The sequence below is a fragment of the Shimia sediminis genome (genome assembly GCF_003990645.1).
In the GTDB taxonomy this organism is placed as follows: Bacteria; Pseudomonadota; Alphaproteobacteria; order Rhodobacterales; family Rhodobacteraceae; genus Shimia; species Shimia sediminis.
On sequence record NZ_RYZK01000013.1, the window covers coordinates 65332 to 86399 of the forward strand.

Annotated in this window: 19 protein-coding genes; 9 read left to right on the forward strand and 10 right to left on the reverse strand. The window is 58.9% G+C overall.

Annotation, left to right across the window (positions count from 1 at the left end):
• Nucleotides 1–113: 113 nt before the first annotated feature.
• The 4 genes from EK369_RS19460 to EK369_RS19475 are packed head-to-tail and all read left to right on the forward strand — an operon-like array spanning nucleotide 114 to nucleotide 4032.
• Complete coding sequence (locus EK369_RS19460; protein ID WP_268920624.1) at nucleotides 114–1244, forward strand: acyl-CoA dehydrogenase family protein; 1131 nt, start codon at nucleotides 114–116, stop codon at nucleotides 1242–1244.
• Complete coding sequence (locus EK369_RS19465) at nucleotides 1241–2011, forward strand: 3-ketoacyl-ACP reductase (protein ID WP_127115942.1); 771 nt, start codon at nucleotides 1241–1243, stop codon at nucleotides 2009–2011. The genes EK369_RS19460 and EK369_RS19465 overlap by 4 nt, the downstream gene beginning before the upstream one ends.
• A 10-nt stretch (nucleotides 2012–2021) precedes the next feature.
• The gene (locus EK369_RS19470) at nucleotides 2022–3170 is read left to right on the forward strand and encodes a dihydrodipicolinate synthase family protein (RefSeq protein ID WP_127115943.1); all 1149 of its coding nucleotides are present in this window, start codon (nucleotides 2022–2024) and stop codon (nucleotides 3168–3170) included.
• Nucleotides 3160–4032, forward strand: a complete 873-nt coding sequence (locus EK369_RS19475; RefSeq protein ID WP_235871491.1) for a sugar phosphate isomerase/epimerase family protein — start codon at nucleotides 3160–3162, stop codon at nucleotides 4030–4032. The genes EK369_RS19470 and EK369_RS19475 overlap by 11 nt, the downstream gene beginning before the upstream one ends.
• A gap of 209 nt (nucleotides 4033–4241) precedes the next feature.
• Here the strand turns inward: EK369_RS19475 and EK369_RS19480 are convergent, their stop codons facing one another.
• The 8 genes from EK369_RS19480 to EK369_RS19515 form a co-directional block, all read right to left on the reverse strand.
• Nucleotides 4242–5483, reverse strand: coding sequence for a BatD family protein (locus EK369_RS19480; RefSeq protein ID WP_164727055.1), 1242 nt, complete (start codon nucleotides 5481–5483; stop codon nucleotides 4242–4244).
• Nucleotides 5480–7009 (reverse strand): VWA domain-containing protein, encoded by a 1530-nt coding sequence (locus tag EK369_RS19485; protein ID WP_127115945.1) that lies wholly within the window; start codon nucleotides 7007–7009, stop codon nucleotides 5480–5482. The genes EK369_RS19480 and EK369_RS19485 overlap by 4 nt, the downstream gene beginning before the upstream one ends.
• Entirely contained in the window at nucleotides 7009–7995 is a 987-nt protein-coding gene (locus EK369_RS19490; RefSeq protein WP_127115946.1) for a vWA domain-containing protein, read from the reverse strand. The genes EK369_RS19485 and EK369_RS19490 overlap by 1 nt, the downstream gene beginning before the upstream one ends.
• Nucleotides 7992–8474: a DUF4381 domain-containing protein gene (locus EK369_RS19495; protein ID WP_127115947.1), complete on the reverse strand. Its 483-nt coding sequence runs from the start codon at nucleotides 8472–8474 to the stop codon at nucleotides 7992–7994. The genes EK369_RS19490 and EK369_RS19495 overlap by 4 nt, the downstream gene beginning before the upstream one ends.
• Nucleotides 8471–9418, reverse strand: coding sequence for a DUF58 domain-containing protein (locus EK369_RS19500; RefSeq protein ID WP_127115948.1), 948 nt, complete (start codon nucleotides 9416–9418; stop codon nucleotides 8471–8473). Before EK369_RS19500 ends, EK369_RS19495 begins: the two co-directional genes overlap by 4 nt.
• A gap of 10 nt (nucleotides 9419–9428) precedes the next feature.
• The gene (locus EK369_RS19505) at nucleotides 9429–10406 is read right to left on the reverse strand and encodes an AAA family ATPase (protein ID WP_127115949.1); all 978 of its coding nucleotides are present in this window, start codon (nucleotides 10404–10406) and stop codon (nucleotides 9429–9431) included.
• Nucleotides 10403–11398 (reverse strand): HAD family hydrolase, encoded by a 996-nt coding sequence (locus tag EK369_RS19510; protein WP_127115950.1) that lies wholly within the window; start codon nucleotides 11396–11398, stop codon nucleotides 10403–10405. The genes EK369_RS19505 and EK369_RS19510 overlap by 4 nt, the downstream gene beginning before the upstream one ends.
• 105 nt (nucleotides 11399–11503) lie before the next feature.
• On the reverse strand, nucleotides 11504–13063 hold the full coding sequence (locus EK369_RS19515) for an arylsulfatase (RefSeq protein WP_127115960.1): 1560 nt from the start codon (nucleotides 13061–13063) through the stop codon (nucleotides 11504–11506).
• Nucleotides 13064–13214: 151 nt separating this feature from the next.
• On the opposite strand from EK369_RS19515, the gene EK369_RS19520 reads away from it, so the two are divergent.
• A complete protein-coding gene (locus EK369_RS19520; RefSeq protein WP_127115951.1) occupies nucleotides 13215–14258 on the forward strand; it encodes an AraC family transcriptional regulator in 1044 nt (347 codons plus the stop codon).
• A gap of 175 nt (nucleotides 14259–14433) precedes the next feature.
• Here EK369_RS19520 and EK369_RS19525 read toward each other — a convergent pair whose 3' ends face one another.
• Both EK369_RS19525 and EK369_RS19530 read right to left on the reverse strand, forming a co-directional pair.
• Nucleotides 14434–15534, reverse strand: coding sequence for a cupin domain-containing protein (locus tag EK369_RS19525; RefSeq protein ID WP_127115952.1), 1101 nt, complete (start codon nucleotides 15532–15534; stop codon nucleotides 14434–14436).
• Between the two features lie 183 nt (nucleotides 15535–15717).
• Entirely contained in the window at nucleotides 15718–16341 is a 624-nt protein-coding gene (locus EK369_RS19530) for a response regulator transcription factor (protein ID WP_235871492.1), read from the reverse strand.
• Between the two features lie 230 nt (nucleotides 16342–16571).
• On the opposite strand from EK369_RS19530, the gene EK369_RS19535 reads away from it, so the two are divergent.
• The 4 genes from EK369_RS19535 to EK369_RS19550 are packed head-to-tail and all read left to right on the forward strand — an operon-like array spanning nucleotide 16572 to nucleotide 20895.
• Nucleotides 16572–17816 (forward strand): pyridoxal-phosphate-dependent aminotransferase family protein, encoded by a 1245-nt coding sequence (locus EK369_RS19535; RefSeq protein ID WP_127115953.1) that lies wholly within the window; start codon nucleotides 16572–16574, stop codon nucleotides 17814–17816.
• 24 nt (nucleotides 17817–17840) lie between these two features.
• Nucleotides 17841–19037: a malate--CoA ligase subunit beta gene (locus EK369_RS19540; RefSeq protein WP_127115954.1), complete on the forward strand. Its 1197-nt coding sequence runs from the start codon at nucleotides 17841–17843 to the stop codon at nucleotides 19035–19037.
• Complete coding sequence (sucD, locus tag EK369_RS19545) at nucleotides 19037–19924, forward strand: succinate--CoA ligase subunit alpha (protein ID WP_127115955.1); 888 nt, start codon at nucleotides 19037–19039, stop codon at nucleotides 19922–19924. Before EK369_RS19540 ends, sucD begins: the two co-directional genes overlap by 1 nt.
• Nucleotides 19924–20895 (forward strand): 2-hydroxyacid dehydrogenase, encoded by a 972-nt coding sequence (locus EK369_RS19550; protein ID WP_127115956.1) that lies wholly within the window; start codon nucleotides 19924–19926, stop codon nucleotides 20893–20895. Before sucD ends, EK369_RS19550 begins: the two co-directional genes overlap by 1 nt.
• Nucleotides 20896–21068 lie beyond the last annotated feature (173 nt).

The window sequence follows — 21068 nt, forward strand, 5'->3', positions numbered from 1 at the left end:
CACCTCTCATTGCAAGCACATTAGCTCTGCCACAATTGTCTTGACCTCGGTCTCCTGACTCGCCTAATAAAGTAACCAGATAGTTACAAGGTGAGATGATGTACCTTACGGAAATGCACACTCAAGTGCGGGATATGACCCGACAATTCGCGACTGACGTCATTCGCCCAGCGGCCGAAGACCTGGACCGCGACTCGCGGTTTCCATCGGAAATCTACGACCAAATGGCCGAACTGGGCCTGTTTGGCATCGGGGTCCCCGAAGAATTGGGAGGCCCCGGATTTGACACCGTGACCTATGCGATCGTGATGGAAGAACTGTCGCGCGGATATGCTTCGATCGCGGATCAATGCGGTCTCGTCGAGTTGATCTCGACCCTGCTGGTCCGCCACGGCACAGATGGGCAACGGTCCCGCTGGCTGGCCGACGTTCTGGCCGCGAAAACCCGGGTTGCCTATTGCATCACGGAGCCCGAGGCCGGCACTGACGTCTCTGGCATTCGCACCACGGCGGCCCGCGACGGCGATGGTTGGGTTCTGAACGGTGGCAAGATCTGGATCCACAATGCACCGGTTGCGGACGTCGGTTTTGTCCTTGCCCGCACCGACCCGGACGCCGGGCATCGGGGCATGTCGATTTTCATCGTTGACCTGCACGCCAACGGCGTGACCCGCGGCCCGAAGGAAATCAAGATGGGCCAGCGCGCCAGCCAGGTCGGCCCACTTTCCTTTGATGATGTTCGCCTGCCCGCTGACGCCCTGCTTGGCGACGAAGGTCGTGGGTTTCACATGATGATGAGCGTGCTGGACAAGGGCCGGGTCGGTATTGGCGCTCTCGCGGTTGGCATCGGTCAGGCGGGGCTGGAAGCGGCCACCGACTATGCCCAGCAACGCAAACAGTTCAAGAAACCGATCTCCGAGTTTCAGGGCGTGCAGTGGTTGCTGGCCGACATCGCCAAGGATGTTGAGGCCGCGCGCCTTCTGGTGCATTCCGCCGCCCACAAAATTGACACCGGACAGGACGCCACCAAGGCCTGCTCGATGGCCAAGTGCTTTGCCGGAGATATGGCCGTGCAACGCTCGGCCGACGCCGTGCAGGTCTTTGGCGGATCGGGCTATATCCGCGGCTTTGAGGTCGAACGCCTCTACCGCGATGCCAAGATCACCCAAATCTACGAGGGCACAAACCAGATCCAGCGCATGATCATCGCCCGCGAACTGATTGCGAAAGGAGCCACCGCATGACGCGACAGGCAGTGCTCATTACCGGGTCATCGCGCGGCATCGGACTTGGGGCCGCTGTTGCGTTAGCCCAGGAAGGTTTCGCCGTGGCGGTCAATGGTCCCAAAGACGATCAGGAACTGCGCGACGCTGTTGAAACCATACGCGCCCAGGGTGTGCCCGTGACCGCAGCAGCGTTTGACGTCACCGACATCACCAATCATGACACACACCTTCAAGCGATCGAAGAGGCCATCGGCCCGCTGACCACCTTGGTCAACAATGCAGGAGTGGGCGTTCTGCAACGGGGCGACATGCTCGATGTCGGCGAAGAAAGCTTTGACCGCTGTATCGCGGTGAACACCAAGGCGATGTTCTTCCTCTCGCAGGCTTTTGCCAAGCGGCTGCTGGCCCGCGCCCGTCCCTCTGACCTGTTCCATTCCATCGTCAACGTCACCTCATCCAATGCCGTGGCCGTGGCGACCCCGCGCTCCGAGTACTGCGCCTCCAAGGCTGCTGCCGCGATGATCTCAAAGACACTCGCCGTTCGTCTAGGGCCTGAAAACATCGCGGTCTACGACGTTCAACCCGGTCTGATTGCCACCGACATGACGGCGCCGGTGATTGATATGTACGCGCAAAAGGCTCGGGATGGCCTGACGCTTTTCCCGCGTGTTGGTCAGCCCGAAGATATGGGGCGCATCATCGCGTCGCTTGCCAGCGGCAAACTTCCCTACACAACGGGACAGGCCATCTCGGCAGATGCCGGAATGCTGGTTCCGCGTTTCTGAGGACATAACAATGAAAATCCTGCTGCCCGATGCGACCGGGTCCGTTTCCCACTATTCCCTGCGCGGCACCCCGATTCAGCCCGCAAAACTGACCCCGAACTCTGCCCGTGTGGTCTATTCAGCGGCCCATGTGGTGGCCAATCCTTTTGGCGACAACGACCCTACCGGCCCCGCCAACGTGGACTGGGCCAAAACCATGGAGTTTCGTCACTATCTCGCAGGAATGGGTGTCGGTATCGCCGAGGCCATGGACACCGCCCAACGCGGCATGGGACTGGATTGGGCAGGCGCGTTGGAGTTGATCCGACGCACAAAGCAAGAGTTGCCTGACGCGCTGGTCGCCAATGGCTGCGGCACCGATCACCTTGATCTCGCCGCCGTCAACACCCTCGACGACGTGCGACGCGCTTATTTGGAACAGGTCGAGGCGATCCAAAAAGTGGGGGGCCGCCTGATTTTGATGGCCTCACGCGCACTGGCCAAGGTCGCCAAGGGCCCCGAGGACTACATTTCGGTCTATACCGACGTTCTGGCCGCCTGCGACGAACCGGTGATCCTGCACTGGCTGGGCGAAATGTTTGACCCTCAACTGGCCGGATATTGGGGGGCGTCCGGATTTGAACGCGCACTGGAAACGACCCTCGCCATCATCGAGGCGAATGCCGGCAAGGTCGATGGCATTAAAGTTTCGCTGCTCGAAACCGAAAAAGAGATCACCATGCGTCGCCGCCTGCCCGACGGCGTAAAAATGTACACCGGCGACGACTTTAACTATCCCGAGTTGATCGAAGGGGATGAGCAGGGTTTCAGCCACGCGCTGTTGGGAATCTTTGACCCGCTCGCGCCAGCCGCAGCCTACGCTGTCAGCAAGCTCAGCGAAGGCGACAACACCGCCTTTCGCGCCACGCTGGATCCCACTGTGCCCCTGGCGCGCCACATCTTTCGCGCGCCGACACAGTACTACAAAACCGGTATCGTTTTCCTGGCCTGGCTGAACGGGTTTCAAGACCACTTCGTCATGTTGAACGGCGCCCAATCCACGCGATCGCTGCCCTATTTTGTCGACTGTTTCAAAATGGCTGATGACTGTGGCCTGCTACGTGACCCAGATATGGCGATTGAGCGCATGGGGCACTTGCTGAAACTCTATGGGGCCTGACATCGTGCGTGATTTTTCCAACGATCACTCTGCATTGGCTTTGAACACTGCCACGCTGGGCCACAATCTCGAGGGTCACGGTGCTGGCTGGAGCCCGGAACAGGTGATCGACGCCTGCGCAGAACGCGGTTACGGCGGCATTGTTTTCTGGCGCCGCGAGGTCGGCACCCGTGCGCAAGAGATCGGCGACAGGGTGCGCGCCGCAGGAATGCAGGTCGTCGGCCTGTGTCGGACGCCCTTTTTGACGGGCCCTCTGGTTCCCGGCGGGCATGACGCGATCATGGACGACTTCTTTGCCTCCATCGACATGGCGGCGGGCCTGGGGGCTTCGGTCCTCACGATCGTGACTGGCGGCCCCGAACCCAGGTTGAAACCCCTGATAGAAAGCCAGAAAATTCTCGCTGATCGCATTGCCCTGGCCGCGCCTTATGCCGCTGAGCGCGGTGTGAACCTCGCGCTTGAACCGCTCAATCCGGTCTATGGCGGCAATCGCACCTGCGTTATGACCGTGGCCGATGCGCTTCGTGTGTGCGACATGGTCGGGGCCCCCAATTTAGGCGTGGCCGTTGATGTATATCACGTTTGGTGGGACACCACTTTGCCCGACGCCCTGGCCAAGGCCGGGCAACGCATTTTGGGTTATCATTTGTGTGACTGGCTGGCGGACACATCTGACATGCTTCTGGATCGCGGGATGATGGGAGATGGTGTGGCCGATCTCAAAGGTATCCGCTCTGCAGTTGAAGCCGCCGGGTATCGGGGACTGTGCGAGGTCGAGATCTTTTCCTCGCAAAACTGGTGGCAGCGCGAACCGACCGAGGTTCTCGACACGGTTGTTGATCGCTTCAGATCAGTTTGCTGAGCACATCCAAGACCCCCGGCAAGCGCCGAGCCAGGCGGCGTACCGGTTAATAGATTGCAAAAGTGCATACGCCTGAAACTTGACGGGCTTCTTGGCATTTCAGCTAGAAGAGCACAGCAAAAAATGGTGAATGTCATGGCCACAGTCGGGTTGGTGCCCAACTGCCAAGGCGATCTTTAGCTCAGATTGAAAGTGCCTCTCAACTCACGTCACAACCCGTTCAGCGAGGGCAAATCCGACGCCGTTGAGCGCCGCAATCTCCGGGTTCGGTCAACCTTGAAACTTTGCGCCACGTCAGACCACCTGCCCCCCCCTTCGGAAGGGAGCCCGTATGTAACTGCCCCAACCTGTGCCAGCGCGGATTGCAGTTCGGCCCCCAACTGTCCCGGACACCGAGGCGACCAGACGGCCAACGCCTGATAGACGGCTGGGAGTTCCTGGCGCCGGATGGCGGCGGTCACTTGCTTGGCTGCATACGCCTCGCTCGCCAACCACGCCGCGCGCCGAGCCACACGGGCTTGCCGCACGAACGGCAGCACATAGCGAATGAGCAGTGTCAGCGCCAATCCCAGCAGCAACACGGCTCCTGCTAAAACTATGGTCTGCCGGTGGTTCAGAAGCAATTCACGAGGTTGGGCCGGCGCGTTCACCTCAAGAGACACCCCTTCAAGCGTCGCGGTTTCGACCTTGCCGGTTTTGGTGTTGAACCAATCGAGGGAAATTTCCGGCAGTTCCAGATTCCCACCATACTGCGCGACGTAGCTGACGGTTTCCTGCCGACTGCCGGACAGCAGACCCCGATCCTCACTTTCAGTGACCATCGGATCCTTGGGATAAGCGCGCGCAACATTGTCTGCGAGTGGTGGGATCAACGGAGGGATGAACAGCGCCGAGGTGCCGCTGATCTTTGCGGTGACCACGCGTGAGACAGTATCGCCCTGCCCCAGTTTTTCCTCCCCGCCCTCAAAGCTCTGCGCCAATGAGAAGGCCTCGGCGAGGATCAGCGGATCAAGCCCCTCGGCGCCTTTGGGCACTACCGCGCTGAACGTCACGGGATCAAGGGTTTCCTCGACCGGGACAGGTTCGCGGGTGTCGGGGGCGGCATAGACGATGCCAACGGTTTGCGGTGGCAGTGCGAAGTCGCCTGCTATCATCGGATACAACCGGTACGCACGGCTGACGCCGGACCAGGTTTCGCCGTCGATGCGTTCGCTCACCGGGGAGGACGCGCGTGACGGCAGGCGCACGATCACGTTTGGCAATTCAAACGAGGGGAATTGTGGCGGCTCGGGCATCCATGTGGGCACCAGCACGGTCACGCGCAGGATCAGCGGCTGGCCAACCATGGTCGACTCGGCCGAGAGTTCGGATTTGACGACCACGGACCGGGTTTGCGCGAGACACGGGGCACCAATCAACAACGTCAGACAAATCGCAAGCAGGCGGATCATTGTTCGCCTCCAGCTGAGTTCTCCTGAAGAAAACGTTGGCGCAGGAAATCTCCCATGTCCGTGTCCACCGACCGCATCCATTGCTCGGTCGTCTGCATTGTCGGCACGTCTTCCTGCTCTTGAAAATCAGTGTCGGTGTCCGCGCCACGGTTGGCTTCGTTGTCGAAAACAACGTCATCCGCGCCAATCCCGGTTTCTTCGCCCGTGTCGCTTTCTTCCCGCGCCGTTTCGACATAGTCGAGAATGGCTTTGGTGACCTCCAGGTTCCAGATCGCTTCGGGATAATCGGGGCGCAGATCCAGCGCACGTTCATAGGCGGCAATTGCAGGGCGGTATTCTCGATTGCGTGTGCGGGCCATGGCCTCGGCAAAGGCGGCTTCGGCGGTATCGATGCGGGCGTAGAGGTCTGATGCCTCGGGATATTGTCCGGATTTGAACAGCGTGTAACCGCGCCAATCCGGGTTTTGGAACAGAGCGGCGGCTTTGAAATAGTCCTTGTCTCGATAGGCCAACATGCCCTGTTGGTCCGGGGTGAAGAACCAATCGATCACATCCGCGCGGGCACCACTCGGGACAAAGGCGCTGGTTGCCACGACCAGAAGCAACGCCCAGCGCATGGTCCAGCCACGCCGAAACCACATCAACAAAAGCGGCATGGCCAACCATCCGACAAGCCAGCCACGGTCATCCCAGTCCAATCGCTCGTCACCCAAAACCGCCGCCCGATAGGCCGAGGCCGCGGCGCGGTCGATAGTACGCAAATCCGTGTCATCGACGCTCAGTTGCACAACTGTGACCCCGGGCAGCCCGTCCAATGCCCCACGCGGCGCGCCTATGGGGGCAGCCACCAACGCCATCACCGGGACATCGCCGAGATCCTCGAAAGCGGGCGCGTCTGCCACGTCGAGCTCATCCAGAACCAAAAGGATCGCGCCCGGTGTTGTCGATTTGGCCAGCTCTGTCCGGGCAAGTTTCAGCGCGGCGGTCGCGTTGCCTCCCTCGGACGGCATGACCTGGGGGGTCAGCGCGTTCAGCATGGCCCGCAGGATGTTGGGATCCTCGGTCAAGGGTGCCACCCGGTGCGCCGAGCCACCGTAAGCAATCAGTGCGGTACGTGCGCCTGCGCGCCGCTCAACAAGGTCAAGGATCTTGAATTTGGCGCGGTCCAATCGGCTGGGCTGCAGATCTGGCGCCTCCATCGAGCGGCTGACCTCGAGTGCGACCACCATTGGCGCTGTCTGTGACAAAAGCGGGTTTAGCACGCGACTCCAGGTCGGTCCGGAGGCGGCAATCACCATGAGCGCAAGGAACAGTGCAACGCCGTCCACCGGATAGAGCCGACGCCTGGCCTGATTGCCCACAGTAAGCGCCTTGGCCAAATGCGGAGCAATACCATCAGGAGCGGGATCCGCTGCGGTCGTGCGCCGACGCACCAGCCACCACAGGAGCGCAATCGGCACGAGGGCCAAGAGCAAGAATGGGCGCAACAGATGCAAAGCGGCCAGTGCGTCGAGAAAGGCGTCCATCAGGTGCCCCTCCTCTGGCGGGGGGCCATTTGGAGCCATCCCAGAGTCAGCCCGCCCAGCACCATGGCCGTGGCAAAGGCGATCCACGAAAGGGGGCGTTTGGGCTGGAAGCTGACGGTTTCGGTGACACGCGGGTTGAGGCGTTCGATTTCGTCGTAGATCGCGGTCAACCCTTCGCCGTCAGTCGCATAGTAAAAGGCCCCGCGCGCGCGATTGGCAATGTCTTCCAGAGCCTGCAGATCAACCCGGTCATCGCCGCGGCCCTTGGGATCCCCCACACCGACGGTGTAGATTGCAACCCCTTCTTGTGCGGCAATCTCGGCAGCATTGACAGGAGACATAAGGCTCGAAGTATCCGCGCCGTCCGAGAGCAACACCAGCAAGCGTTGGTCAACCTCAGAGGTTTCAAAGGTACGGATGGCAAGGCCAATGGCATCGCCGATTGCCGTATCCGGACCGGCCATGCCAACACTGGTGGCGTCAAGCAACTCGCGCACCGAAGCGAGGTCTTCGGTAAATGGTGTTTGAACAAATGCGCGGGTGCCAAAGACGATCAACGCCACGCGGTCTCCCTCGCGCTCTTCGATGAATTCGCCCACCACATCCTTGACCATCTGCAGGCGCTGCTGTGGATTGCCCTGAGGGTCCTGCATGTCGTGGGCGTCCATCGAGCCCGAGATGTCCACCGCCAGCACCATGTCGCGGGCCGCTTTTTCAATGGTGGTGAGTCTGCCCAGTTGCTCGGGCCGTGCCAATCCGATCACCAGAAGCAGCCAACAGAGAATAGCAACACTCATCTGGATGCGCCGCCGTTCCAGCACCACGGCCCCGGCCTGCGGTTCCAGACCGGCGGCCTCGGTCACCTCGCGAAAAAACGGGATTCGGATGGCAGTGCTTTTCTCTCGGCGCGGAGGTGTAAACCGCCAGACCAGCCAAGGCAGAGGCACAAGCAGAAAGGCCCAAGGAAAGGCAAACGCGTAGGTCATGCCTTGCTCCTCGGCCTGTGTTTGCGAATCCAGAGGCGGCACTGGTGCACAAGGTCTGGGCTGGAGCTGCCGTTGTCGCGATAGGGCGCTTCGGTCAGAGCCACCCCAACTTCACCCGTAAAGGCAGCGCCCGGGCAGGTTTCATTCAGGAAGCGCAGCCAGTCCTGCCCAACCAAGGGGGCGACGTCGCGACGCGCAAAGGCTACCAAAGCGGTGCGCCGCAGGATCGCAGCAATGCGGGCGGGGTCACCCCGGGCCTTGTCCAGCTCGGCCAGAGCCGCACGCCGATAGGCATTGGCCTGGCGATGGCGCAGGTAGCTGCGAAGCGCCCATGCAAACGCAAGCAGGATCAGGAGCGTCAGCCAGATCCACCCTTTCGTCGCAGGGATCATCGAGATCGGTGGCGGTTCAGGGATTGGTTCGAGCAGGTCGAGCATCTCGACGAGGTTCAGCCCCTCGGTCTGAGGCAGGTCAGTCATCGCCGCCGCCTCCCTGACAGGCCAAGCAATTCCTGGAGTTGCGGCAAGGTTTCTCGTGAAGACGTCAGAGGCAGCACGGGAATGCCGTATTTGCGGGTCCAGCCAATCGCACGGGCAAGGCGTGCGTCAATGAACTCTTCGATCCGGGCTGAAATCACCCCGTCACTCATGTCCAGATCGGCCTGAAGACTGCCGTCGGACGCCACCAACCGTTTGCCTCCGAGCACAGGCGGGCCATCGTGGTCGGTGACCGGAAAGAGGATCACATCGTTATGTTGAGCCATGCGGCGCACCAGCTTTTCGGTGCGATCATCCACCTCGGCAAAGTCGGAAAAAATCAGGATCATATTGCCCGTTGTGGCAATGCGCGAGGCCACCTCCAAGGGGCGGTTGAAAGGCATCGACTCGGCAACTTCCAGGCCAGCGTGAAGGGCACAGTTGGCCTGGGCCAGCGTTGAGATCAGCCGATTGAGAGCCAAGCCCGACGCTTTGGGTCGCAATTCGGCGACGGCACTGTCGGAAAAGATGATGCCACCAACCCGGTCCCCTTGCGCGCGAAGCCGGAACGCAGCCAGCGCTGCTGCTTCGGCGGCGGTGACGGACTTCATGTTGCGCTTGGTGCCAAAAAACATGTTGATGCGCTGATCCACCAGCAACAGCGCCGGGCGGTCACGTTCTTCGGTATAGACGCGGACGTAGGGTTCGCCTGTGCGGGCGGTCACCTTCCAGTCGATGGTGCGCGGATCATCCCCGATCTGGTAATTCCGAAGTTCTTCAAAGTTCAGGCCCCGCCCGCGCAATCGCGAGGCATGGCGCCCATTCAGCGCCGACCGGGCCGGTTGTCGCGGCAGGAAAGACAAGGCCCGAGCGGCCCGCGAAAGGCTGCGCAGATGGGCGAGGTCGGTGTGTATCCGCGGGTCGGGTCTATGTGGGGGTTCGGTCATCCGCCGCACCTCAGGGCAGCGCAACCTGGGCTGCGATCTCGTCGATCACCTGATCTGGCGTCATGCCATCCCCCTGAGCCTCGAATGACAAAGCAATGCGGTGGCGTAACACATCGTTGAGAATCGCACGCACGTCGACGGGATCGACATAGTCGCGTCCGTTCATCCACGCGTGGGCCCGAGAACATTTGTCCAATGCCAGAGAGCCGCGGGGCGAGGCGCCAATCTCGATCCAGCGCCCCAGGTCCTGCGAAATCGCGCCCGGTGTGCGTGTCGCCTGTACAAGGTCGGCGAAATAGCGATCCATGGCGTCCGCGACGTGGATCTTACCGATCTCGGCGCGGGCCTGAAACACTGCGTCTTGTGGGATTGCCGGAGGGCGCTCTGACTTGGCCCCGGTATTGCCGGCATGATCCTCGCCACGCACCAGACGAATGACTTCGACCTCATCTTCAACCGGGGGATAGAGAACCTGCACATGCATCAGAAAACGGTCCATCTGTGCCTCGGGCAGAGGGTATGTGCCCTCTTGTTCGATGGGGTTCTGGGTGGCCATCACGATGAACAGCGGCGGCATCTTGTGGGTGGTGCCCGCGACTGTGACCTGGCGTTCTTCCATGGCCTCCAATAGCGCCGCCTGCACCTTGGCAGGCGCGCGGTTGATCTCGTCCGCCAGCACGATGTTGGCAAAGACCGGCCCCGGCTCGAACCGGAACTCGGCCGCGCCGCCGGACTGGTGGTACACTTCGGTGCCAGTCACGTCAGAAGGCAAGAGGTCAGGCGTAAACTGAATGCGACTGAAATCAGCCTCGAGGTTCTTGGCCATTGCCTTGACGGCACGTGTCTTGGCCAATCCGGGCAGGCCTTCGATCAAAAGGTTGCCATTGGCGAGAAGGCCGATCACCAGCCGGTCAATCACATCCTTCTGACCAATGATGGTCTCGCCCATGCGTTTCTTTAGCGTGGCAATATCGTCAAGTGCACTCATCGGGAACGTTTCCAGTTTGGATTGATCGGGAAGATGCGTCCCCAGTCGTTTTTCATGTCAACAATTAGCCAACCACGGTCTGGCCCCTCATCTAGGCCGCGATTAAGGACACCGATATGCCCCTCTCGATCATAGGCCCATTCGTGATCGCCGTCGGTGTGATGCACCAAAAGGCCCAACCGGGGGCCGTCCCCCGCAGTGGTCCATTCCAGCATCTGGAAATCCCCGTCAGAGTTCCCGCCAGCAAGGATCGGGCGCTTGCCAATGTGGTGTGAAATTGCCACCGGCTTGCCCTCTTTGTCGTCGACAAAGAAAACATCACCGCCCTTGACGATGGTGGGCACACCATCGACGACCTCGTAGGTCGAGGTGATCGAGCTGCCTATCACCTGCTCGGGTGGAATGTTGTAAGCTTCTTCGGCAAAGACTCGCATGAACTGGATACCGCCACCCGAGACAATGTAGGTTTTAAAACCCTGATCACGCAGATAGCTGAGAAGCTCCAGCATGGGCTGGTACAGCATCGTGTCATAGGCCATATCGGTTTGCGGGTGGCGTTCCCGCGCCAGCCAGTCGGCAACTTCGGCCTGGAAGGTTGCAAGCGGCATGTTTGCATGTGATGCGGCCAGCACCTCGACCAAACCTTCTTTGCCAGTGGCCAGGAGCGCCTTGTAATCCCTGGCTGCGGCAGCCTTGAGCGCGTCCGTGGCCAGAATACTTGGGTCGGCTTCTCCCATCTTTGCAACCTGATCCACGGCATAAATCAGTTGGAAATAGACCGGTTGCTCGGCCCACAGAGTGCCATCATTGTCAAAAGTCGCGATGCGATCCGCCGGTGTCACGTAGTCGGGGCCTTCGGGATCCGTCACCGCCGTGACAAAATCGATCAAGCGAGATTTGGTCTCGCCCTCATTCCAGGACGGAAGCGGGTCCGCCAGAGCGTGCCCCCCGATCATGGTAAGAAGCATGGCGATGGTACATAAGCGGGTCATGCGAAGCCCCTTTACAATCAAATCAAAAACCTCTGTCTGTCCCTGTCTGCTGGAAACCGCCCCCAAATGGAGGCGGTTTCTTTCTTTACCGGGCTGACCCCCAAGTTAATTGTGGGTCGGTGCAGTCAGCTTGTCCATCACCTGTTCCAGGCTGAAGCTCGCCGCTTTCTGGCGTGGCGGATACTCTTGGAACGTGGCCAGGAATTGCCCAACATAAGCCTGCGCCGGAACCAGCAGATAGGCACGGTCAAGGAGCCAGTCATAGTAGGTGTTCGACGTCTGATAGCTACGCTCATAGGGATCGCGGCGCAGGTTAAAGATCAGCGGGACACGTAGCGGGGTGAACGGCTCCATCCAGGCGCGGAGGGTTTTGTATTCCTTCTGCTCCATGAAGATCATCTTCCACTCGCGCCAGCGCAGGGCGGTCAGGTCACCATCATCCGAGAAATAGAAAATCTCGTCGCGCGGGCCTTTGGCCTCGGCCCCGGTGAGATGGGGCAGGAAGTTGTAGCCATCCAGGTGCACCCTGTACTCGCGACCTATGGCCTGAACGCCACCGGCCATCAGGTCGTCCTTGATGGTTTCATTGCCCGCGGCAGCCAGAAGAGTCGGCAACCAATCCATGTGGTGCATGATCTCGTTCGAAATCGACCCTTCGGCAATTTGCCCAGGCCAGCGCACCATCGACGGCACACGCCATCCACCCTCGTAGTTGGTGTTTTTCTCACCAAAGAAGGGGGTCGCAGCCGCATCAGGCCAGGTGTTGTAATGCGGCCCGTTGTCGGTCGAATAGTGCACGATGGTGTTGTCAGCGATACCCAGCTCATCCAGCAGGTCAAGGAAGATACCAATGTGCAGATCGTGCTCGATCATGCCCGCGGTGTATTCATCGACCTTGTGGCCTGCAATTTCATTGGCCTTGGCGCGCATATCTTCCCGTACGTGGGTGCGGAAGTGCATGCGGGTGCCGCTCCACCAGACATAAAAGGGTTTGCCCTGCTCATGCGCACGGGTGATGAAGTCCACAGCCGCCGCGACGGTTTCATCATCCACGGTTTCCATGCGCTTCTTGCTCAGCGGGCCGGTGTCTTCGATGCTGCCATCCGCCGACGACTTGATCACGCCGCGCGGACCAAAGGTTTCGCGGAAGGTCCGGCCATCCGCCATCACCATATCACCGGGGTAATCTTCGTTTTCCGGCTCTTCCTCGGCATTGAGGTGGTAAAGGTTGCCGAAGAACTCATCAAAGCCATGGTTGGTGGGCAGGTGTTCGTCGCGATCACCAAGGTGGTTCTTACCGAACTGGCCGGTGACGTAACCCTCGGCTTTCAGAAGACCCGCGATGGTGGGATCTTCGACTTGCATCCCCTCTTTGGCCCCGGGCAGGCCCACTTTGGACAGACCCGTACGGAATACCGACTGGCCCATGATGTAAGATGAGCGACCTGCGGTACAGGATTGTTCACCATAGTAGTCGGTGAAGATCATGCCTTCGTCGGCGATGCGGTCAATATTGGGTGTGCGATACCCCATCATGCCCATGGTATAGGCAGAGATATTGGACTGACCGACATCATCCCCCCAAACCACAAGAATATTGGGTTTATCCTGTGCCCAGGCAGGCAAAGCCGTCCATAACGTAGCGGCAACCACCACGCCGGTCATAGCCTTGACACCCTTCAGCACAGCTGAGAGTTTGTACTGCATTTTGCATTCTCCCTAGTGAATTGAACTCATTAGTTTTTTTAATTTCCGGGCTTTTGGCCCGTTGCGACAAGTACTACATGACCGATACAAACTCAGAGCGCTTGCCATTTTGCGCCAAACGATCACAATACCCGCTATGGTAGCACAGCTTATTCCTTTGACAAAGGCCACCGGCATGGGTCCTTTGCCGGCAATGCTGGAAGACATGGCCGGCGTGCGCCCTCTGGAACGTGCTTTTGCCAAAACGCAGCTGCCGCTGGCAATCATCGAACACCTCGATCAGGAAATCCTGATGCCTCAAATGGTACACCTGTTTGAAAACGCCAGCCGCGAGGCGGCCGACGATTTGTTCGGACTGCGGGTTGGACTTGCAATGAAGCCTACTGTGTATGGCAAATGGGTTCGATATGCGATCGAAGCAGCAACCCTTCACGGGGCGGTCCTGCGGTTGAAACAAACGATCTCGTTGCATCAGAACATCGGTAACATCCTCCTGGAGCGGCAGGGTGAGACGGTCCTTTTGACCTACTCCCATCAATCCGTGGTCTCAGAACATGGCCGTCACCACGCCGATCACATACTACCCCCTCTGCTGGGCATAGTAAGGCACTTTCTGGGGGCCAATTGGCAACCTGAATGGGTGCGGCTTTTCTATGGCAAAGACCACCGCCACAATGGGTTGGAGCATATGTTGGCAACTGAGGTGCGGTATCGTGGCAGTGGGGTATCCGTCGCACTGACTGCGACCGATTTGGCCACCAAGAATCCAACCTTGGCCGCGACTCCGCTGACGTCGACCGATGTCCTGTCAGATGTGCTGTCAACAAAGGCTAAAGGCTCCTTGGCACAAATCGAAGCTCTCATGTCACTGCGGCTCCTTGAAGGGAACAGCGATATCGCGGGGGTGGCAGAGCTCGCGAAATCCAGCGTGCGCAGTTTGCAACGCTTGTTGCGGAACGAAGGTGTAAGTTATCGAGCGTTGCTGGACCGGGTGCGATTTACTAAGGCGTCGACGCTACTATGTGAAACTCAGGCTCCGATCACCGAAATTGCCCTGATGACCGGGTTCAGCGACCCTGCGCATTTCACACGATCGTTTAAGCGGTGGGCCGGGATGCCCCCAAGCCATCTGCGTCATATGCAGCAGGCATAAGGCGGCACATCGGTCGCCAGTACAAAGTGAAGCCACTGGGTTAATCATACAAAACAGCGACTCATCAACAGGATCAGTTAATAAGCAACGTCAACAACGTAAGCCTTTCAAAGCAATCTAGGCGCGGGCACCTTTTCTAAGAACCAAAATGAAATTCACAATCCAAGCTGAGATGTTACTCAATGAGGACCTCGGTGGTTCCATCGCCACGAAGCGTCGCCTCGAGCAGTTCAAGATCGTCGGAGCAATCAAGGTACTGCGTCACCAACCCGGGCGGGATCACGAAAGCGTCTCCGGGTTCAAGCACGCGCGGCACCTTGTCTTCGGCGTGCAGGGTCATGGTGCCCGCCATCACAAAGGTGAAATGGATGTCAGAATCGTGGCGGGTTCTGGCAGTGGGTCCACCATCATATCGCGCGACCTGAATGCCTGCGACCCCCTTGGTTCCGGCGCTGATGCCGGTGTCACGGCAGGTAAAACCGGGGATGCGAAAGGGCTGCCAAGTCGCTTTGGACTTAACGTGGTGCACAAATCTCTGCCCCTGCCACTCACGCTCAGGGTCACCAAAACCGTTGGGCAGGACGGTTTCATGATCGATTGTGGTTATGTGCTCCGCCGGAACGCCGATTTCAATCACCTCGATGTCAGGTGAAGCATGACAAACCCGATGGCGTATTTCCGGAGGCTGGATGACACAGTCACCAGCCTCCAACCGCATCATGTCATCTCCCTGATCTTCGTACAGAACATCGACCCAACCTTTGTAGCAGAAAATCAACTGAAACCCGACCGTGTGGTAATGCACCATGTCTGGTACCGGTCCACCATCAGGGATACGGATGTGGCTGGCGATGATCGACCCACCCAGCCGCGTTGGAATCAGATCACGATAGTGCATCCCAGCACGCCCGATGATCCAAGGTGCCTCGTCACGCAACCGGCGGACGGCGTATTCGTGCTTGGTTGCAGGCTGAACAAGCATGGGGGTCAGCGGCACAATCTCGATTTGGGTTCCATTGGGGGCAGTCAATGCTGTTTGACCTTGGGCAAAATCGCCAACATCATCTGTCAGAATGCGAAGGACACCCGGCGCAACGTCGGCACCCTTGCGAATGCGCAAGGCCAGCCCGTGCCCGGAAAAGCTTGCCTCCGTAGGGTCGTCCGCAGGAAAGATCGAGTCCATTCGAAACCCAAGCGTCTTTGTGAAAAACGGAATGTCATCGCGGATTTCATTGGTAGGCAGCAAGATTTCCGCTTTGATTTCAGACTGTGTCATGTGTTCGCCACCATGCGTTGTGTTTCTCAGGTGAAACATCAGCTTCTGATACAGTGCAGAATTCTTGTGTAGCGTGTCGCAGAATGTCCAAACCGCGCGTCGGACTGCTAGATGTTTTCTGTTGTCTCATACTGAAGTGCTACCCCCCGCCCCCTCGTCCTGCAAGGGCCTTGGGCACGCAACCTACCCTTCGTTCGTGCGAGAAAACTGCGACGAATAATAATATGCAATCGCCTGAGCCCGGTTCTTGACCGAGAGTTTTTCATAAACGTTGGACAGGTGGAATTTCACGGTATTTGTCGAGATGCCAAGCTCTTTGGACAACTCGCGGTTGGACATGCCCTTGGCCAACGCCTCAAGGATCGCGCGTTCTTTTCGGGACAGGCTGTAGATCGGATCCTGGTGCATCTTGCGCACATCGACAAAGGGAAACACCATCTTACCGGCAGCCACTTCGGCGCATGTTTCCAAAAGGCCCTGTACGTCCCCCGAGCGGTTGGCAAAACCAGCTGCCCCCGCCTGCATGGCCAGGCGCGGGGCATCGCCACCCGCTTCGCCATAGACCACAAACCGGGGTGCGTTTTCGTGTTCACGCAGCACTTCAATCAATTTGGCGGCCCCGAGTACCGGCAAGTGCCAGTCCACCACACCAACCTGAACCGGGACACGCATGACCGTGCCAAGGAACCCTTCGGCGGTGGCCGAAGTCGCCACTAGAGAGAATCGCGAGTCGCGGTCAAAAATCTCAGACATGGCCGACAGGACCAAGGGGTTGCTGTCTGCGAGCATGATGTCGATTTGATCCATGACCTCACTAATCTCCTGTTATTGTTGAGGTATTTGCAATAAACTACCCATATTGGCAGGGCCAATATCGGTATACGGTGGTATCCTTACCCAATTGGGTAGGTACTTCCCTATCCAAATAGATGTCCAAAAGCAGTATTAAGCGACGTTGTGCGATCCGGCAACTGTCGATTTTCTATGAGGCAACTCGACTGACGGCGATAAATCGATCGCACAACAAGGGACATGAGATGCGTTCAGAGATTTTTCCAACACTTGGAATTCCCGAGACATTGGCCGCTGGCCCGGGTCCCGGCAACACCGACCACCGCGTTCTGGAAGCTTTCGTGCGCACCGGTGTCGCGGACCACATGCAGGAAGATGTGCTGCGCGGAATGGTGGAATGCAAACACATGCTCCGACAGGTCTGGGGCACTTCGAACACTTATACGTTTGCGGTAGCAGGCACTGGATGGAGTGCGCTTGACACCATGTTCTCGGCGGTCATGCCGGGCGACAAGGTTGTGGCCTTTGTGAACGGAACTTTTTCGGGCATCGACGGCCTGACCCTGCGCATCAAGGCCGCCACACCGCAAGAGCATGCTGCAAACCCACTTGACCCGCAGGCCGCAAGTGTAATCTTGATCGACGTGCCCCACGGCCAATCTGTCACTGGCGAGATGGTCGAAGCCGCACTGGCCGCACACAAACCCAAGTGGGCCTTTATGGCGCATTGGGAAACGGGGTCGGGCCGGGTGAACGACATCCAAGGTTTTTCAGATGCCTGCCTGCGCCACGATGCTATGGGTCTGGTGGATGCTGTTTCATCATTGGGAATCGAGGATTTCTCGATTGATGACTTCGCGGGCGTTGTTGGCTGGGCCTCTTGCCCGCAAAAGGGGCTGTGCTGCCTGCCGCTGACTTATGCTCCGGTCAGCTTTGCCGATGCCTATATTGCCTCTCTCAAGGCCAGTGGTGCGTATAGTTATGTTCATAACCCGCTGTTCGAAGCGCGCCATTGGGGCATTGTTGACGGGCAAGATGTCGAAAAGGGCACCTATCACCGAACCCACTCGGCCTATGCAGTTGCTGCCTTTCACGAGGCGCTGCGCCTGACCTTGCAACAAACACTACCCGAGCGCGCGGCATCCTATGCGCATCACGAAGCCGTCTTGCGCGAAGTGGTGACAGCCATGGGCTGCACGGTCACTTCAAATATGACCAGCCTTTTGGTGCTGAACCTGCCACCAGACTTTGCAGGACGGGAAATGGAGCTGGTGCAGAACTGTCGTGCCGAAGGGTTCGGTATTTGGCCAACCCTTTCAGCGCCCGTGCAGGTGCGCATCGGTATCCTCAATCAGCTGACCCCAACGGCTATTCGCGAGATCGTCCGCCGCTTTGGTGACGCGCTCAAAGTACTTGGGGCCGAACTGGATGACGCTGAAATTCAGAGCATTCTCGACAAACACTACGTCCAGGCGATTGCTGCACAGTAACGCCGCTCAAACAGGGAGGAGCAAATGGACATTCACGAATATCAGGCCAAGGAAATTCTGTCGAATTTCGGTGTCGACGTGCCTGCGGGCGCGCTGGCATACAGCCCTGAACAGGCAGCCTATCGCGCCCGCGAATTGGGGGGCGACAAATGGATCGTCAAGGCCCAGGTGCATGCAGGCGGTCGCGGTAAAGCCGGTGGCGTCAAGCTGTGTGACAGCGAAAACGAAATCTATCAGGCCTGCGAAGGCATGTTTGGTCAAAAGCTGGTCACACATCAAACCGGCCCGGAAGGCAAAGGCATTTACCGCGTCTATGTCGAAGCCGCTGTGCCGATCGACCGCGAGATTTACCTGGGCTTCGTACTGGACCGTTCGAGCCAGCGGGTGATGATTGTCGCCTCCTCCGAAGGCGGCATGGAGATCGAAGAGATTTCCGAAGAGCGCCCGGACAGCATCGTGCGCTCCATTGTCGAGCCAGCAGTTGGTTTGCAAGAGTTCCAAGCGCGCGAAATCGCCTTTTCGCTTGGGCTGGAACCCGCCTTGGTGCAGCAAATGGTGCGGACGCTACAGGGCTGTTATCAAGCTTTCCGCGATCTTGACGCCACCATGGTTGAGATCAACCCATTGGTCATCACCGGCGACAACCGCGTTCTGGCGCTGGATGCCAAGATGAGCTTTGACGACAACGCTTTGTTCCGCCACCCGCAAATTGCCGAACTGCGCGACAAAAGCCAGGAGGATCCGCGCGAAAGCCGTGCCGCGGATCGCGGCCTCTCTTACGTGGGCCTCGACGGCAACATTGGCTGCATCGTGAACGGTGCGGGCTTGGCAATGGCGACGATGGACACGATCAAGCTGGCTGGTGGAGAGCCAGCCAACTTCCTCGACATTGGTGGCGGGGCTTCTCCAGAGCGCGTGGCAAAAGCATTTCGGTTGGTTTTGTCAGACAGCAATGTTCAGGCGATCCTCGTCAACATCTTTGCCGGCATCAACCGCTGCGACTGGGTGGCCGAAGGTGTCGTTCAGGCGCTGCGCGAGTTGGATATCGACATCCCCGTTGTCGTGCGCCTGGCCGGGACCAACGTAGAAGAGGGACAAAAGATCCTCGCCAAATCTGGCCTGCCGATCATCCGTGCCACCACCTTGATTGAAGCCGCTGAGCGCGCCGTGGGCGCCTGGCGAAACGACCTGACCCAAGCCACCAACCTGAGGGCCGTCTGATGAGCATTCTTCTCGACCGTAACACCCGCGTTATCGTTCAGGGCATCACCGGCCGCATGGCCCGGTTCCACACCAAAGACATGATCGAATACGGCACCAATGTCGTCGGTGGCGTTGTCCCCGGCAAAGGTGGCGAAACCGTTGAAGGCGTGCCAGTCTTCGACACCGTGAAACAGGCTGTTGAGGCCACCGGCGCCGAAGCCAGCCTCGTTTTCGTGCCCCCGCCCTTTGCCGCCGACTCCATCATGGAGGCCGCCGATGCAGGCATCCGCTACTGCGTCTGCATCACGGACGGAATTCCGGCACAGGACATGATCCGCGTGAAGCGCTACATGTACCGCTATCCACGTGACAAGCGCATGGTCCTCACGGGCCCGAACTGCGCAGGGACAATCTCTCCTGGAAAGGCGCTTTTGGGCATTATGCCAGGTCACATCTACCTGCCTGGCAACGTCGGGATCATTGGCCGGTCAGGGACGCTCGGGTATGAGGCCGCCGCGCAATTGAAAGAGCGTGGCCTAGGCGTTTCGACCAGCGTCGGAATTGGGGGCGATCCGATCAATGGATCGTCGTTCAAGGACATTCTGCAACGCTTTGAGGAAGATGAAGACACCCATGTCATCGCGATGATTGGCGAGATTGGCGGCCCACAAGAAGCCGAAGCAGCCGACTACATCCGCAACCATGTGACCAAACCTGTCGTGGCCTATGTTGCGGGCCTCACGGCCCCCAAAGGGCGCACCATGGGGCACGCCGGCGCGATCATTTCGGCCTTTGGCGAAAGCGCCAGCGAAAAAGTCGAGATCCTCTCGGCCGCTGGTGTCACTGTTGCCGATAATCCCGCCGTCATCGGGGAAACCATCGCTCGTGTAATGGAGGCCGCGTGATGGTCAAACCTTCGGTTTTCGTGACCCGTCGTTGGCCTGCCGCCGTCGAGGCGAAGCTGGCCGAAGACTATAACGTTGTGCTCAACACCGGCGACAAACCCCTGTCGCCGGCCGAGCTCAGGGACACCTTGGGAAAATTCGATGCGGTCTTGCCCACGGTAACCGACAAGCTAACGGCCGAGGCCCTGGATATTCCTGCGACACAAACTCGGATTCTTGGCAACTATGGCGTCGGCTTCAGCCACATTTGCGAGTCTTCGGCGCGCAATCTCGGGCTCACCGTGACCAACACGCCAGATGTTCTCTCAGAATGCACGGCAGATTTGGCCATGACACTGTTGTTGATGGTTGCCCGCCGCGCAGGCGAGGGCGAGCGTGAGTTGCGCGGCGGCTCTTGGACCGGATGGCGCCCTACGCATCTGGTGGGCACCAAGGTCAGTGGCAAGACGCTGGGCATCATTGGCTATGGTCGTATCGGCCAGGAAATGGCACGCCGTGCGCACCATGGCTTTGGCATGGACATTCTCGTCTACAACCGCAGCACTATCGCGCCGGAAATCCTCGCCCAATGCAAGGCAAGTCAGGTTGACAGTATCGATGCCCTTCTACCGCAATGCGATTTTGTTTCGTTGCATTGCCCCGGCGGTGCAGCCAATCGGCACCTTATCAACGCGCGCCGACTGGATTTGATGAAAGAGGACGCTTTCCTCATCAACACTGCGCGCGGCGAGGTCATTGATGAATGGGCACTGACCCAAACGCTCATCTATGGCCTGATCGGCGGCGCGGCGCTTGACGTTTTTGACGGAGAGCCACGCATCAGCCCGGATTTGTTGCAATGCGATAACCTCGTGATGTTGCCGCACCTTGGCAGCGCTACGCGCGAAGCGCGCGAAGCCATGGGGTTTCGGGTCCTTGATAACCTCGATGATTTCTTCCAGGGACGCGATCCGAGAGACCGCGTGATCTGATCCAGAAGCCACATATAGAAACAAATGAAGCCCGTCATGATCGGCGCGTTTCTTGACACGAACTCAGGAGCCACACTCATGAATGCCCATCACCGCCAGAATGGTTTTTTCACCGAGTCTCTGTCCACCCGCGACCCTGAGCTGTTTGGCTCGATCACTGATGAGCTTGGCCG